Below are 14001 nucleotides of genomic sequence, written 5' to 3'. Positions count from 1 at the left end.
CCGGGGCGGCCCGCCTGGCGACGACTTTTCGGCATATGGAAGAAATCAAGATCCGTGGGGCGCGTACCCACAACCTGAAGAACATCAATCTCGACCTGCCGCGCAACCGGCTGATCGTGATTACGGGGCTGTCCGGCTCGGGCAAGTCGTCGCTGGCCTTCGACACGCTCTATGCCGAGGGCCAGCGCCGCTACGTGGAATCGCTGTCCGCCTACGCGCGCCAGTTCCTGCAGCTGATGGAGAAGCCCGATGTCGACCTGATCGAAGGGCTGTCGCCGGCGATCTCGATCGAGCAGAAGGCCACCAGCCACAACCCGCGCTCGACCGTCGGCACGGTCACCGAGATCCATGACTACCTGCGCCTGCTGTACGCGCGCGCCGGCACCCCTTACTGCCCCGACCACAACCTGCCGCTGCAGGCGCAAAGCGTGTCGCAGATGGTCGATGCGGCGCTGGCGCTGCCGGAAGACACCAAGCTGATGATCCTGGCGCCGGTGGTGGTGGACCGCAAGGGCGAGCACTCGGACCTGTTCGACAGCATGCAGGCGCAGGGCTTCGTGCGCTTTCGCATCCGCTCGGGCGGCGGCACCGCGCACGAGGCGCAGGCCAGGGTTTATGAAGTCGACCAGCTGCCCAAGCTGAAGAAGACCGAGAAGCACAGCATCGACGTGGTAGTCGACCGCGTCAAGGTCCGCGCCGACATCAAGCAGCGCCTGGCCGAATCGTTCGAGACCGCGCTGCGGCTGGCCGACGGCCGCGCGCTGGCGCTGGAGATGGACAGCGGCAAGGAGCACACCTTCAGCTCGCGCTTTGCCTGCCCGATCTGCTCGTATTCGCTGCAGGAGCTGGAGCCGCGGCTGTTCTCGTTCAACAACCCGATGGGCGCGTGCCCGAGCTGCGACGGGCTGGGGCAGATCACGTTCTTCGACCCGAAGCGGGTGGTGGCGTTTCCCAACCTGTCGCTGGCGTCGGGCGCGATCAAGGGCTGGGACCGCCGCAACCAGTTCTACTTCCAGATGCTGCAAAGCCTGGCGGCGTACTACGACTTCGATACCGACACCGCGTTCGAGGACCTGCCCGAAACGGTGCAGCAGGTGGTGCTGCACGGCTCGGGCGAGCAGGAGATCCCGTTCACCTATATCAACGAGCGCGGCCGCGCCACGGTGCGCGAGCATGTGTTCGAGGGGATCATTCCCAACCTGGAACGCCGCTACCGCGAGACCGATTCCGTCGCCGTGCGCGAGGAACTGGCCAAGTACCAGAACAACCAGCCCTGCCCGGCCTGCCACGGCACGCGGCTGCGCACCGAGGCGCGCCACGTCAAGCTGGGCGAAGGCGAGCAGGCGCGCGCGATCTTCGAGATCAACGGCTGGCCGCTGCGCGATGCGCTGACCTATTTCCTGACGCTGGACATGCACGGCGCCAAGCGCGAGATCGCCGACAAGATCGTCAAGGAGATCACCGCGCGGCTGAACTTCCTCAACAACGTGGGGCTGGACTACCTGTCGCTGGAGCGCAGCGCCGACACGCTGTCTGGCGGCGAGGCGCAGCGCATCCGGCTGGCGTCGCAGATCGGTTCGGGCCTGACCGGCGTGATGTACGTGCTGGACGAGCCCTCGATCGGCTTGCACCAGCGCGACAACGACCGCCTGATCGGCACGCTCAAGCACCTGCGCGACATCGGCAACTCGGTGCTGGTGGTCGAGCATGACGAGGACATGATCCGCGCCTGCGACTACGTGGTCGATATCGGTCCCGGCGCCGGCGTGCACGGCGGCATGATCGTGGCCGAGGGCACGCCGCGGCAGATCGAGGCGTCGCCGGCCTCGCTGACCGGACAATACCTGTCCGGCCAGCGCCGCATCGAAGTGCCGAAGCAGCGCACCGCGCCCGACGACGAGCGGCTGCTGCGCATCGTCAATGCCAGCGGCAACAACCTGCGCAACGTCACCGCCGAAGTGCCGGTGGGCCTGCTGACCTGCATCACCGGCGTGTCCGGCTCGGGCAAATCGACGCTGATCAACGACACGCTCTACCACGCGGTGGCGCGCCACCTGTACGGCTCGACGCCGGAGCCGGCGCAGCACGACCGCATCGAGGGGCTAGAGCATTTCGACAAGGTCATCAACGTCGACCAGAGCCCGATCGGCCGCACGCCGCGCTCCAACCCGGCCACCTACACCGGCCTGTTCACGCCCATCCGCGAGCTGTTCGCCGGCGTGCCCTCGGCCAAGGAGCGCGGCTACGATCCGGGCCGCTTCTCGTTCAACGTCAAGGGCGGGCGCTGCGAGTCCTGCCAGGGCGACGGCGTGCTCAAGGTTGAGATGCACTTCCTGCCCGACGTGTACGTGCCCTGCGACGTCTGCCACGGCAAGCGCTACAACCGCGAAACGCTTGAGGTGCTGTACAAGGGCAAGAACATCTCCGAGGTGCTCGACCTGACCGTCGAGCAGGCGCACGAATTCTTCAGCGCGGTGCCGGTGGTGCGGCGCAAGCTGCAGACGCTGCTGGACGTGGGCCTGGGCTATATCCGGCTCGGACAGTCGGCGACCACGCTGTCGGGCGGCGAGGCGCAGCGCGTCAAGCTGTCGCTGGAGCTGTCCAAGCGCGACACCGGGCGCACGCTCTATATCCTGGACGAGCCCACCACCGGCCTGCACTTCCATGACATCGAGCTGCTGCTCAAGGTCATCCACAAGCTGCGCGACCAGGGCAATACCGTCGTCATCATCGAGCACAACCTCGACGTCATCAAGACCGCCGACTGGCTGATCGACATGGGGCCCGAAGGCGGCGCCGGCGGCGGCCAGGTAATCGCGCGCGGCACGCCGGAGGTGGTGGCGAAGAGCAAGGCGAGCTTTACGGGGAAGTATCTGGCGCCGCTGCTCAAGCGCGCGTGACACGCGTACTGTCCGCCGGGCCGCGGCTCAATCCAGCCCGCCAGCCGGCAACACCCGCGTGCGCCGCGCCGCGCCGCCCTGCGGCAACTCGATCACCACGCCGCCACCGCTGTCGGCGCCGTGCCCGCTCAGCGCGGTGATCACCACCTGGTGCGTGACCATCAGGTAAGGCCCGCCGCGCGGGTCGAGACCGTCGATCAGCCGCGACAGCTGCGCGACCTGCGCGTCGCGGCGCTGCGCATCGGCGCCGAAGAATGAATTGAGCAGCGGCTGCACCTGCACCGGTCCCAGCCCGATCAGCCGCGCCGTGTCCTGGCAACGGCACCAGGCGCTGCTCCACACCTGCGTCGGCCGGAACCCGGCTGCCTTCCAGCTCGCGCCCAGCCGCGCCGCCTGCTCGCGGCCGCGCGCGTCGAGGTTGCGCTGCGTGGCGCAATCCGCCAGCCGGAAGCCGGGCGGATCGCCGACGCCCGGCGCGCTGGCATGGCGCAATACCACCACGACATTGGGGCGCTGCAGCTCGCTTACCGCAACCTCGCGCTGTGACGCCGGAGCGACCTGTGCGGCGGCAAGCGTCGGGGCAATGGCAAGCATGGCAAGCCATCTGCAAAAGGCGGGCATGGGCGGCTCCGGTGGTAAGCCAACCCCTCCGGTATAGCAGGGGCCGGCTTGCTTTCGCTACCTCGCGCCCTACCATGGAGCGGACGGCGACACGCATCGCCACAGGAGCCACGCCATGGAACTGACGGTCGTACCGGTCACCAAGCCGGAAGCCACCAACTTCATCTTCGGCCAGTCGCATTTCATCAAGACCGTGGAAGACCTGCACGAAGCGCTGGTCGGCACGGTGCCCGGCATCCGCTTCGGGCTGGCCTTCTGCGAGGCCTCGGGCAAGCGGCTGGTGCGCTGGTCGGGCACTGACGAGCACCTGATCGACATGGCCTGCGAGAACGCGCGCGCCATCGGCGCGGGGCACAGCTTCCTGATTTTCCTGGGCGATGGCTTCTTCCCGGTGAACGTGCTGGGCGCGGTGCGCGCGGTGCCTGAGGTATGCCGGATCTACTGCGCGACCGCGAACCCGACGCAGGTGATCGTCGCGCAGACCGATGCCGGACGCGGCGTGGTGGGGGTGATCGACGGCGCCTCGCCGCTGGGGATCGAGACCGAGGCGGATGTGGCCGAGCGCAAGGCGCTGCTGCGCAAGTTCGGCTACAAGCTGTAGCCGTGCCGCTCAGTGCTGCGCCGCCTGCACGCTCGTGACCGGCGCCACCTCGTCTTCCTTCATCCGGCTGCGGTTGAGCACGCCGGCCTGCTCCAGCACCGGATAGGCGGTCGCGCAGAACAGCGAGTTCAGCCGCTTCAGCTCGCTGATCACGTCCAGGTGCAGCGAGCTGGTCTCGATGCTTTCCGCGGTCTGCACCGCCACGCGCTGCAGATGGGTGCGTGCGTACTTGCGCTCAAGTTCGCGGAAGTTGGCCTTCTCCGCCATCAGCGCCTGCGCGCTCTTGAGGTCGCCGTTCAGAAACACCGACAAACCCAGCCGCAGGTTGGCGACCAGGCGCGCGTGCATCTCGGCGATCTCCTGCATGCCGGCCTCGGAGAACATCAGGTTGTGGGCGATCTTCTTGTCCTTGGTATCGAGCAGGATGCGCTCGATGATATCGCCGGCATGCTCCAGGTTGATCGTCAGCGAGATGATCTCGGTCCAGCGCTGGCCGTCGCGCTCGTCCAGCGCTTCCAGGCTGATGCGGGTCAGGTAAAGCTTGATCGCGGTGTAGAGGTCGTCGACTTCGTTGTCGATGCGGCAGGTGGCGGTGGCCAGCTTGGCGTCGTTGGTGCGCATCACGCGCAGCATGTTGTCGAGCATCTGCTCGACGCGGTCGCCGATGCGCAGCACTTCGCGCGCGGCGTTGGACAGCGCCAGCGTGGGCGTCGACAGCGCGGCCGGGTCGAGATGGCGCGGCGTGACCTGGCTGTCGCCGGTATTGCGCCCGGGCAGCACCTTTTCGCACAGGCGCGCCAGCGGCGCGGTGGCGCCGAGCAGCAGCACCGCCAGCGCAACGTTGAACAGCAGGTGGAAATTGACGATCAGCCGTTGCGGCTCATGGTCCACCAGCGCCAGCAGTTCCTCGGCCTGGCCCAGCAGCGGCAGCGCGATCAGGCAGCCCAGCAGGCGCGACAGCAGGTTGCCCAGCGTCACGCGCTTGCCCGGCTGGTTGTTGCCCGAGGTAGTCAGCAGCGCCGACACGCCCGAGCCCAGGTTGGCGCCCAGCACCAGCGCCAGCGCCACGTGGATCGACACCACCCCGGCGGAGGCCAGCGCGCCGCAGAACAGCACCACGGCCAGGCTGGAATAGCACAGGATGGTCAGGAACGCGCCGACCAGCATGTCGAGGCCCGCATCGCCGGTCAGCGAGGCGAACAGCACCTTGACGCCGGCGGCCTGCACCACCGGCCGGGTCGCGATCGAGATCAGCTCCAGCGCCAGCGTGATCAGGCCCAGGCCGATCAGCACGCGGCCGACGTGGCCGGGCTTGCTGCCCTTCCAGGTCAGGTGGCAGATCACGCCGACGAAGATCAGCAGCGGCGACAGCCACGACAGGTCCAGCGAGAACACCTGCACCATCAGCGCGGTGCCGACGTTGGCGCCCAGCATGATCGCCAGCGCCGGCGCCACGGCGATCAGGCCCTGGCCGACGAAGGAACTGACGATGACCGCGGTGGCGTTGCTGCTCTGGACCAGCCCGGTGACACCCAGGCCGGCAAGGAAGGCGGTGAAGCGGTTGGAGACGCTGGTCGACAGCACGTGGCGCAAGTTAGCGCCGTAGACGCGCAGGATGCCGACCTTGACGATGTTGGTGCCCCAGACGAGCAGGGCCACGCCCGATAACAGGTGAAGGAGAACGCCCATGTTGCGCCTTTGCGTGACCGGTGCCGAATACTGACTGGAGGCTCCGCCCGGTCATCGTGTCGTTGTCAAGGGCTCATTATGCGCCCGGCCCCCGGCACCGGCAACGGCATGGGGCCGCGCTGCGGGGCGCGGGCAACATGGCAACGCCACCATCGGCCGACGCGACGATGCGGCGGCGCAGCGTGCGGCCCGCCAGCGACGCGGCTCAGGGCAGCGCGACCTTGATCCCCAGCCCGACGAAGATGGCCCCGGCAGCGCGGTCCAGCCAGCGCCCGGTCGCCGGCCGCCGGCGCAGCCAGGCGCCCAGCCAGCCCGCGCACAGCCCGAACAGCGAGAACACCACCGCGGTCTGCAGCATGAAGACCACGCCCAGCAGCAGGAACTGCAGCCCGGGGTGCGCGGCATCGGCGCGCACGAACTGCGGCAGGAACACCAGGAAGAACAGCGTCACCTTGGGGTTCAGCATATTGCCCAGCACGCTCTGGCGGAATACGCGCGCCAGCGGCACCGCATCGACAGTGCCGCCCTGCGCCAGACCGCCCTGCGCGCGCAGCGCCTGGATGCCGATCCAGATCAGGTAGGCCGCTCCGGCGTACTTGATCAGCTGGAAGGCCAGCGGCGAGGAACGCAGCACCGCGGCCAGCCCCACCGCCGCGATCACGGTATGGAACAGGCAGCCGACCGAAAAGCCCAGCGCCGCCACCAGTCCCGCGCGCCGCCCCTGCGCCATGCCGCGTGCCAGCACCTGCAGGTTGTCCGGCCCGGGGGCCACGGTCACGGCGATGGAGGTCAGCAAAAACAGCAGCAGGTCAGGCATGGACACTCCTTGCGTGGGTCTTTACTTGCGCGCGCATCGCTCAGTGGCCCTCGAACTTGCACACGGTGAACAGCGGCAGGCCGGCACCGTGCAGCAGCTTCGATCCGCCCAGCTCGGGCAGGTCGACGATGGCCGCACCCTCGACCACGGTCGCGCCCAGGCGCTCGAGCAGCCTGCGCCCGGCCATCATGGTGCCGCCGGTGGCGATCAGGTCGTCGACCAGCAGCACGCGGTCGCCGGCCTTGCAGGCGTCGGCGTGAATCTCGACCGTGGCGCTGCCGTACTCAAGCTCGTATTCCTCGGCCACGGTCTGGAACGGCAGCTTGCCCTTCTTGCGGATCGGCACGAAGCCGAGGTTCAGCTCGTACGCGACGATCGCGCCCAGGATAAAGCCGCGCGCATCGATGCCCGCCACCAGGTCCAGTTGCGCATCCATATAGCGGTGCACGAACACGTCGATCAGCACGCGCAGGGTCTTGGGGTCCTGCAGCAGCGGCGTGATGTCGCGGAACATCACGCCGGGCTGGGGCCAGTCCGGCACGGTCCGAATGCGCTCGCGCAGGTAGCCGGTGACGTCGCCGAGGTCGGGGGACTGGATGATGGAATCTGCCATAGGAATCCGGAGGATGGGCGCGCGGCGCGCCGGTCGGAAAGCGGTGGCGGCGGCCTGCGGACGCGCGGTAACCCGCCGTGGTAACCCATTACCACCCGCGCCACCGGGGTGCCCCGCACATTGGCCCTGCCGGCCGGACCGGCTGCCCGCGCCGGCTTGCCGCGTCCGGCACCCGCCGGACACCCGTAACCATACAGGAGACCACGATGGCAAAAAAGATTCTGATGCTGGTGGGCGACTACGCCGAAGACTACGAAACCATGGTGCCGTTCCAGGCGCTGCAGATGGTGGGCCACAGCGTCGATGCCGTGTGTCCGGACAAGCGCGCGGGCGACGCGTGCGCCACCGCGATCCACGATTTCGAGGGCGACCAGACCTACAGCGAGAAGCGCGGCCACAACTTCACCCTCAACGCCAGCTTCGCCGAGATCGACCCGGCCAGCTACGACGCGCTGGTCATCCCCGGCGGGCGCGCCCCCGAATACCTGCGCCTGAACGCGCGCGTGCTGGAGATCGTGCGGCACTTCGCCGAGGCGGACAAGCCGATTGCCGCGGTGTGCCACGGCGCCCAGCTGCTGGCGGCAGCGGGCGTGCTGGAAGGCAAGACCTGCTCCGCCTACCCGGCCTGCGCGCCGGAAGTGAAGCTGGCCGGCGGCACCTACGCCGAGATCCCGGTCGACCAGGCCCACACCGATGGCAACCTCGTCACCGCCCCGGCATGGCCGGCGCACCCCGCCTGGCTGGCGCAGTTTCTTGCGGTGCTGGGCACGCGGATCGTACATTAGTGCTTTCCGCACGCGGCGCCGCCACGCGCGATGCATGGCTTGCCGACCCGGCCGGCCATGCACGGCCTGCCGGCCGCGCCGCCCGCCAGGGAGCCCTTGATGTGTGAAATCTTTATCCGCGCCAATCCGGCGTCTTACCAGAGCCAGTCGCGCTCGCTGCGCCTGCACGGCGCGGCCACCAGCATCCGCCTGGAAAGCCTGTTCTGGGAAGTGCTGGAAGAACTGGCGCAGCGCGACGGCATGACCGTCAACCAGCTGATCACGCGCCTGCACGACGAACTGACCGAGCACCGCGGCAGCGAGGCCGTCGCGAGCAACTTCTCATCCTTCCTGCGGGTGTGCTGCCTGCGCTACCTGATGCTGCAGGGCGAAGGCCGCATCCCGGCCGATCGCGACGTGCCGATCCGCTCGCTGGATCCGCGCGCGGTGCTGGACAACCTGCCGGAGTCCTGGGTCGAGCCGCGCCCGCACTGAGGCTTGCTGCCGCGCCAGATCCGGCGCTCAGCCGTTCAGGATGCGAGTCTCGGCGGCCTCCAGCGCCTCGGGCGGGCCGCGCAGCACGACGATATCGCCGGGCTCCAGCACGGTCTCGGGCTGCGGGTCGAAGGCGCGGATGCCGCGCCGGCGCACCGCGGTCACCTCGACCCCGATGCGCTCCAGCCCCAGCACGCCCAGGCGCCTGCCCACCGCGGTGGATTGCGGGCCGAGCGACACCGAATGCAGCCGCACCGAGTCGCGCTCGACCATGTCCTCTTCGTCGTCGCGCCCGTGGAAATAGCCGCGCAGCAGGCTGTAGCGCGCGTCGCGCGCCTGCTGCACGCCGCGCACCACGCGCCGCATCGGCACGCCCAGCAGCACCAGCGCGTGCGAGGCCAGCATCAGGCTGCCTTCGATGATTTCGGGCACCACCTCGGTGGCGCCGGCCTTCTGCAGCGTGTCGAGCTCGGAATCGTCGACCGTGCGCACGATCACCGGCAGCGCCGGCGCCAGCTCCTGCACATGGTGCAGCACCTTCAGCGCCGACGGCGTGTTGGCATAGGTCACGATCAGCGCCGCGGCGCGGTGCAGGCCCGCGGCGATCAGCGCCTCGCGCCGGCCGGCGTCGCCGTAGACCACGGTATCGCCCGCGGCGGCGGCCTCGCGCACCCGGTCGGGGTCCAGGTCGAGCGCCACGTAGTTGATGCCCTCGCGCTCCAGCATGTGCGCCAGGTTCTGGCCGCTGCGGCCGAAGCCGCAGATGATGGCGTGCTTCTCGGTCTGCAGGCTCTGCGCGGCGATGCGGGTCATGTTCAGCGACTGCATCAGCCATTCGTTGGCGGCAAAGCGCAGCACGATGGCATCGCTGTACTGGATCAGAAACGGCGCCGCCAGCATCGACAGCAACATCGACGCCAGGATCACCTGGATCAGCACCGGGTCGACCAGGTTCAGGCCGTCGATCTGGTTCAGCAGCACGAAGCCGAACTCGCCCGCCTGCGCCAGCCCCAGCCCGGTGCGGATGGCCACGCCCTGGCGCGAGCCGAACACGCGCGCCAGCGCCGCGATCAGCACCAGCTTGAACAGCACCGGCACCACCAGCAGCGCCAGCACCAGCCAGATATGGTCGAGCACCACGCGGATGTTGAGCAGCATGCCGATGGTGACGAAGAACAGCCCCAGCAACACGTCGCGGAACGGCTTGATGTCTTCCTCCACCTGGTGGCGGTAGGGCGTCTCGGAGATCAGCATGCCCGCCATGAAGGCGCCCAGCGCCATCGACAGGCCCAGCCGCTCGGTCAGCGCCGCCATGCCCAGCGTGACCAGCAGCAGGTTCAGCATGAACAGTTCCTGCGAACGGCGCGCCGCCACCACATGGAACCAGCGGCTCATCAGGCGCTGGCCCAGGAAGAAGATCGTGCCCAGCGCCACCACGATCTTGAGCGTGGCCAGTCCGAGCGCCATCACCAGGTCGCCCGGGTCGCGCGACAGCGCCGGAATCACGATCAGCAGTGGCACCACCGCCAGGTCCTGGAACAACAGGATGCTGATGATGTTGCGCCCGTGCTCGCTTTCCAGCTCCATGCGCTCGGACAGCATCTTGGACACGATCGCGGTGGACGACATGGCCAGGGCCCCGCCCAGCGCCACCGAGGCCTGCCACGACAACGGGAACAGCCAGTTGAAGGCCCAGCTGGCCGGCACCACCGCCAGCATCGACAGCACCACCTGCGAGCCGCCCAGGCCGAATACCAGCCGCTTCATCGCGCGCAGCTTGGCCAGGCTGAATTCCAGCCCGATCGAGAACATCAGGAAGACCACGCCGAATTCGGCCAGGTACTTGGTCTGCGCGGTATCGCTGGCCAGCCCCAGCGCATGCGGGCCGATCAGGATGCCGACGGCCAGGTAGCCCAGCATCGGCGGCAGCTGCAGCATGCGGAACGCGACCACGCCGAACACGGCGGCGGCCAGCAGCACCAGGGTCAGTTCCAGCGGAGAATGCATCAGGCGGTCAGGGTGACCGGCGAGGCGCGCGGCCGAGCCGGCACGGGCACCCTGCCGGCGGAAATACGGCGAGCACGGGCGAGCACGACGCGCGCCACGGGTCGGCTCAGGTGCGGTCGCATTCGTTGGTATACTTCGTCGCCATGATAGCCAATTTCGATGCGGATCGAGCACTCAGGCTCGCCCGCGACACGCTCCAGACCGAAGCCGATGCGGTTTCCGCACTTTCCGGCCGCCTGAACGGCGACTTTGCCCGTGCCGTGCAGCTGATCCTGCTATGCACCGGGCGCGTGGTCGTTTCCGGGATCGGCAAGTCCGGCCATATCGGCCGCAAGGTCGCGGCCACGCTGGCCTCGACCGGCACCCCCGCGTTCTTCGTGCACCCGGCCGAAGCCAGCCACGGCGACCTCGGCATGGTCACGCGCGACGACGTGCTGATCGCCTTCTCCAATTCCGGCGAGACCGGCGAGCTGCTGTCGATCATCCCGATCGTCAAGCGCATCGGCGCGCGCCTGATCTCGGTCACCGGCAACCCGGACTCCAACCTCGCCAAGCTGGCCGACGTCCATCTGGACGCTGCGGTCGAGAAGGAAGCCTGCCCGCTCAACCTGGCGCCGACCGCCAGCACCACCGCCGCGCTGGCGCTGGGCGACGCGCTCGCGGTGGCGGTGCTCGATGCGCGCGGCTTCGGCGAGGAAGACTTCGCCCGCTCGCACCCCGGCGGGGCGCTCGGACGCAAGCTGCTGACCCACGTGCGCGACGTGATGCGCACCGGCAACGCCGTGCCCGAGGTGCGCGAAAGCACGCCGCTGGCCCAGGCGCTGATGGAAATCACGCGCAAGGGCATGGCCATGACCGCGGTGGTCGATCCCGACGGACGCGCCATCGGCGTGTTCACCGACGGCGACCTGCGCCGCCTGCTGGAAACCCCGCGCGACTGGAAGACCGTGCCGATCGGCGAGGTCATGCACCGCAACCCGCACGTGGTCAACCAGGACCAGCTGGCGGTGGAAGCCGTGCAGGTGATGGAAGCCAACCGCATCAACCAGCTGCTGGTGGTGGACGACGACGGGCGCCTGACCGGCGCGCTGCATATCCACGACCTGACCCGCGCCAAGGTCATCTGAGCCGGCGCGCCACCGACGGCACCAGCAGCACAACGCCAAGGACACCATGCAGGCACTCCTCGCCTCCCTCAGCGGCATCGTCATGCGGCTGCTGCCGCTGCTGCTGATGGCCATCGTGGCGGGCAGCACGTTCTGGCTGGTCCAGATCAACTCCCCCAAGGAAGACCAGGCCGCGCAGACCACCAAGAAGCACGAGCCGGACTACTTCATGGACCGCTTCTCGGCCACCGAGCTGGCGCCCGACGGCAGCACCAAGATCCGCTTCACCGGCGAGCGCATGGTCCATTTCGAGGACGACCAGACCTACGAGGTCACGCGCCCCGCGATGCGCGCCTACGAGCCGGACCGCCCGCCGGTGACCGCGCGTGCCGACATCGGCCGCATGAACGCCGAAGGCACGGTGATCGACCTGTACGGCAATGGCCACGTGCTGCGCCAGCAGGGCAAGGACCCGTCCAAGGATCCGCAGCTGACCGCGGCGTCGAGCTATTTCCAGCTGCTGGTCAATGACGACATCGTCAAGACCGACAAGCCGGTCAAGCTGACGCGCGGCCCTTCGGTCATGACCGCCAACGGACTGATCTTCAACAACGTCACCCGCGAAGTACAATTGCTCGGCAATGTACGCGGCACCATCATCACCGGGCCGTCCCCGGGCCGTGCGCCAGGATCCTGAGTCCCGGTCCGGCGCAGCCGTGCATGCGGTGCCGGCCGGCACCGCCCTGCAGCGCACGCGCCAAAGTCCGCGCAAACCGCACCACCACGCATCCAGACGCCCTCAAGCAACCCTGCCAACATGACCGCTTCCCTGACGACATCGTCCCGTCGACGCACCGCCCCGGCCCTGCTCTCGCTGGCCCTGGCCTTCGGCCTGCTGGCCCAGCCTGCCCTAGCCGAGCGCGCGGACCGCGACAAGCCGATGGTGCTGGAGGCGGACAACGCCAGCTATGACGACGTCAAGCAGATCTACACGCTAACCGGCAACGTGGTGCTGACCAAGGGCACCATGATCCTGAAGTCCGACGCCGCCGAGCTGCGCACCGACCCCGAGGGCTACCAGTTCGCCGTGGCCACCTCGAAGCCGGGCAGGCAGGCCTATATCCGCCAGAAGCGCGAGGGCGTCGACGAGTACATCGACGGCTGGGGCGACCGCATCGAGTACGACGGCAAGCAGGAATTCTCCAAGCTGATCGGCAATGCCCGCATGGCGCGGCTGCAGGGTGCCAAGCTGCTCGACGAGATCCGCGGCGCGGTGCTGACCTACGACAGCCGCAAGGAACTCTATACCGCGGCGGGCGGCGGCAGCGGCGATGCCGCGGCGGCCAACCCGTCCGGCCGCGTGCGCGCGGTGCTGTCGCCGCGCCAGGACCAGAAGTCCGGCACCGCAGGCGGCTCGCCGCTGGACCTGAAGTCGGCGCCCGCGCCCGCCAACAAACCCTGACCGTACCCATGACCGATACCGCCACCATTGCCGACAAGCCTGTCGTCGAAGCCAACTCTGTCCTGCCCGGCGGCAGCACGCTGGTCGTGCGCCACCTGAAGAAGCGCTATGGCTCGCGCACGGTGGTCAAGGACGTCTCGCTCGACGTCAAGAGCGGCGAGGTGGTCGGGCTGCTCGGCCCCAACGGCGCGGGCAAGACCACGTCGTTCTACATGATCGTCGGCCTGGTGGCGCTGGACGAAGGCGATATCGTGCTCGACAGCGACCACATCAGCGGCCTGCCGATCCACGAGCGCGCGCGCATGGGGCTGTCGTACCTGCCGCAGGAAGCCTCGGTGTTCCGCAAGCTCAACGTCGAGGAGAACATCCGCGCGGTGCTGGAGCTGCAGCTGGACAAGGGCAAGCCGCTGGCCAAGGCCGAGATCGAGCGCCGCCTCGATGCCCTGCTCGACGACCTGCAGATCGCGCACCTGCGCAACAACCCGGCGCTGTCGCTGTCCGGCGGCGAGCGCCGCCGCGTGGAAATCGCGCGCGCGCTGGCGTCGTCGCCGCGCTTCATCCTGCTCGACGAACCCTTCGCCGGCGTGGACCCGATCGCCGTGGGCGAGATCCAGCGCATCGTCAGCTTCCTCAAGGCGCGCAATATCGGCGTGCTGATCACCGACCACAACGTGCGCGAGACGCTCGGCATCTGCGACCACGCCTACATCATCAGCGAAGGCACGGTGCTGGCCGCGGGCCAGCCCGAAGACATCATCGCCAATGACGCCGTGCGGCGCGTCTACCTGGGCGAGAACTTCCGCATGTGACAAGACGGCTGCCCCGCGCGGGCAGCCGAGGCTGCGCGGCGGGGAGAGTCAGCGGCGATCACGGCGCATAAGCGATAGCAATTTCCGTTCCAACATCGGAAAGATGCGCATAAAATA

General features: G+C 68.4%; 13 protein-coding genes. 8 read left to right on the top strand and 5 right to left on the bottom strand.

What is annotated here, in order from left to right:
• The first annotated feature begins 35 nt into the window (after nt 1–35).
• A complete protein-coding gene (gene uvrA, locus CBM2588_RS03190) occupies nt 36–2900 on the top strand; it encodes an excinuclease ABC subunit UvrA (RefSeq protein ID WP_115679319.1) in 2865 nt (954 codons plus the stop codon).
• 27 nt (nt 2901–2927) lie between these two features.
• Here uvrA and CBM2588_RS03185 read toward each other — a convergent pair whose 3' ends face one another.
• Nucleotides 2928–3494, bottom strand: coding sequence for a histidine phosphatase family protein (locus CBM2588_RS03185; RefSeq protein ID WP_231942093.1), 567 nt, complete (start codon nt 3492–3494; stop codon nt 2928–2930).
• Between the two features lie 142 nt (nt 3495–3636).
• On the opposite strand from CBM2588_RS03185, the gene CBM2588_RS03180 reads away from it, so the two are divergent.
• Complete coding sequence (locus tag CBM2588_RS03180) at nt 3637–4122, top strand: adenosine-specific kinase (protein ID WP_115679317.1); 486 nt, start codon at nt 3637–3639, stop codon at nt 4120–4122.
• 9 nt (nt 4123–4131) lie between these two features.
• Here CBM2588_RS03180 and CBM2588_RS03175 read toward each other — a convergent pair whose 3' ends face one another.
• The 3 genes from CBM2588_RS03175 to CBM2588_RS03165 form a co-directional block, all read right to left on the bottom strand.
• Complete coding sequence (locus tag CBM2588_RS03175; RefSeq protein ID WP_115679316.1) at nt 4132–5811, bottom strand: Na/Pi cotransporter family protein; 1680 nt, start codon at nt 5809–5811, stop codon at nt 4132–4134.
• A gap of 205 nt (nt 5812–6016) precedes the next feature.
• A complete protein-coding gene (locus CBM2588_RS03170; protein WP_115679315.1) occupies nt 6017–6628 on the bottom strand; it encodes a LysE family translocator in 612 nt (203 codons plus the stop codon).
• 40 nt (nt 6629–6668) lie between these two features.
• The gene (locus tag CBM2588_RS03165; RefSeq protein ID WP_115679314.1) at nt 6669–7241 is read right to left on the bottom strand and encodes an adenine phosphoribosyltransferase; all 573 of its coding nucleotides are present in this window, start codon (nt 7239–7241) and stop codon (nt 6669–6671) included.
• Between the two features lie 206 nt (nt 7242–7447).
• Here CBM2588_RS03165 and CBM2588_RS03160 point away from each other — a divergent pair, with 206 nt between their 5' ends.
• Nucleotides 7448–8026 carry a DJ-1/PfpI family protein gene (locus tag CBM2588_RS03160; RefSeq protein ID WP_115679313.1) on the top strand — a complete coding sequence of 193 codons (579 nt, stop codon included), beginning with the start codon at nt 7448–7450 and terminating at the stop codon, nt 8024–8026.
• A 99-nt stretch (nt 8027–8125) separates the two neighbouring features.
• Nucleotides 8126–8500 carry a ribbon-helix-helix domain-containing protein gene (locus CBM2588_RS03155; protein WP_115681374.1) on the top strand — a complete coding sequence of 125 codons (375 nt, stop codon included), beginning with the start codon at nt 8126–8128 and terminating at the stop codon, nt 8498–8500.
• Between the two features lie 27 nt (nt 8501–8527).
• Here CBM2588_RS03155 and CBM2588_RS03150 read toward each other — a convergent pair whose 3' ends face one another.
• Nucleotides 8528–10507 (bottom strand): cation:proton antiporter domain-containing protein, encoded by a 1980-nt coding sequence (locus CBM2588_RS03150; protein WP_115679312.1) that lies wholly within the window; start codon nt 10505–10507, stop codon nt 8528–8530.
• Between the two features lie 143 nt (nt 10508–10650).
• Between CBM2588_RS03150 and CBM2588_RS03145 the strand changes: the two genes are divergently transcribed.
• From CBM2588_RS03145 to lptB, 4 genes are all read left to right on the top strand, one after another.
• A complete protein-coding gene (locus CBM2588_RS03145; RefSeq protein ID WP_115681373.1) occupies nt 10651–11634 on the top strand; it encodes a KpsF/GutQ family sugar-phosphate isomerase in 984 nt (327 codons plus the stop codon).
• A gap of 46 nt (nt 11635–11680) precedes the next feature.
• Nucleotides 11681–12310 (top strand): LPS export ABC transporter periplasmic protein LptC, encoded by a 630-nt coding sequence (lptC, locus tag CBM2588_RS03140; RefSeq protein ID WP_115679311.1) that lies wholly within the window; start codon nt 11681–11683, stop codon nt 12308–12310.
• A gap of 120 nt (nt 12311–12430) precedes the next feature.
• Nucleotides 12431–13075, top strand: a complete 645-nt coding sequence (gene lptA, locus CBM2588_RS03135) for a lipopolysaccharide transport periplasmic protein LptA (RefSeq protein ID WP_115679310.1) — start codon at nt 12431–12433, stop codon at nt 13073–13075.
• Nucleotides 13076–13083: 8 nt separating this feature from the next.
• Nucleotides 13084–13884 (top strand): LPS export ABC transporter ATP-binding protein, encoded by an 801-nt coding sequence (lptB, locus tag CBM2588_RS03130; RefSeq protein WP_115679309.1) that lies wholly within the window; start codon nt 13084–13086, stop codon nt 13882–13884.
• The last annotated feature ends 117 nt before the right edge of the window (nt 13885–14001 follow it).

Source organism: Cupriavidus taiwanensis (assembly GCF_900250075.1).
GTDB classification, from domain to species: Bacteria; Pseudomonadota; Gammaproteobacteria; order Burkholderiales; family Burkholderiaceae; genus Cupriavidus; species Cupriavidus taiwanensis_C.
This window is presented reverse-complemented; position numbering and strand designations above follow the sequence as displayed.

Excerpts from the sequence above, each read along its gene's own strand:
- uvrA (WP_115679319.1), top strand. The coding sequence starts at position 36 with ATGGAAGAAATCAAGATCCGTGGGGCGCGTACCCACAACCTGAAGAAC.
- CBM2588_RS03185 (WP_231942093.1), bottom strand. The coding sequence starts at position 3,494 with ATGCTTGCCATTGCCCCGACGCTTGCCGCCGCACAGGTCGCTCCGGCG.
- CBM2588_RS03180 (WP_115679317.1), top strand. The coding sequence starts at position 3,637 with ATGGAACTGACGGTCGTACCGGTCACCAAGCCGGAAGCCACCAACTTC.
- CBM2588_RS03175 (WP_115679316.1), bottom strand. The coding sequence starts at position 5,811 with ATGGGCGTTCTCCTTCACCTGTTATCGGGCGTGGCCCTGCTCGTCTGG.
- CBM2588_RS03170 (WP_115679315.1), bottom strand. The coding sequence starts at position 6,628 with ATGCCTGACCTGCTGCTGTTTTTGCTGACCTCCATCGCCGTGACCGTG.
- CBM2588_RS03165 (WP_115679314.1), bottom strand. The coding sequence starts at position 7,241 with ATGGCAGATTCCATCATCCAGTCCCCCGACCTCGGCGACGTCACCGGC.
- CBM2588_RS03160 (WP_115679313.1), top strand. The coding sequence starts at position 7,448 with ATGGCAAAAAAGATTCTGATGCTGGTGGGCGACTACGCCGAAGACTAC.
- CBM2588_RS03155 (WP_115681374.1), top strand. The coding sequence starts at position 8,126 with ATGTGTGAAATCTTTATCCGCGCCAATCCGGCGTCTTACCAGAGCCAG.
- CBM2588_RS03150 (WP_115679312.1), bottom strand. The coding sequence starts at position 10,507 with ATGCATTCTCCGCTGGAACTGACCCTGGTGCTGCTGGCCGCCGCCGTG.
- CBM2588_RS03145 (WP_115681373.1), top strand. The coding sequence starts at position 10,651 with ATGATAGCCAATTTCGATGCGGATCGAGCACTCAGGCTCGCCCGCGAC.
- lptC (WP_115679311.1), top strand. The coding sequence starts at position 11,681 with ATGCAGGCACTCCTCGCCTCCCTCAGCGGCATCGTCATGCGGCTGCTG.
- lptA (WP_115679310.1), top strand. The coding sequence starts at position 12,431 with ATGACCGCTTCCCTGACGACATCGTCCCGTCGACGCACCGCCCCGGCC.
- lptB (WP_115679309.1), top strand. The coding sequence starts at position 13,084 with ATGACCGATACCGCCACCATTGCCGACAAGCCTGTCGTCGAAGCCAAC.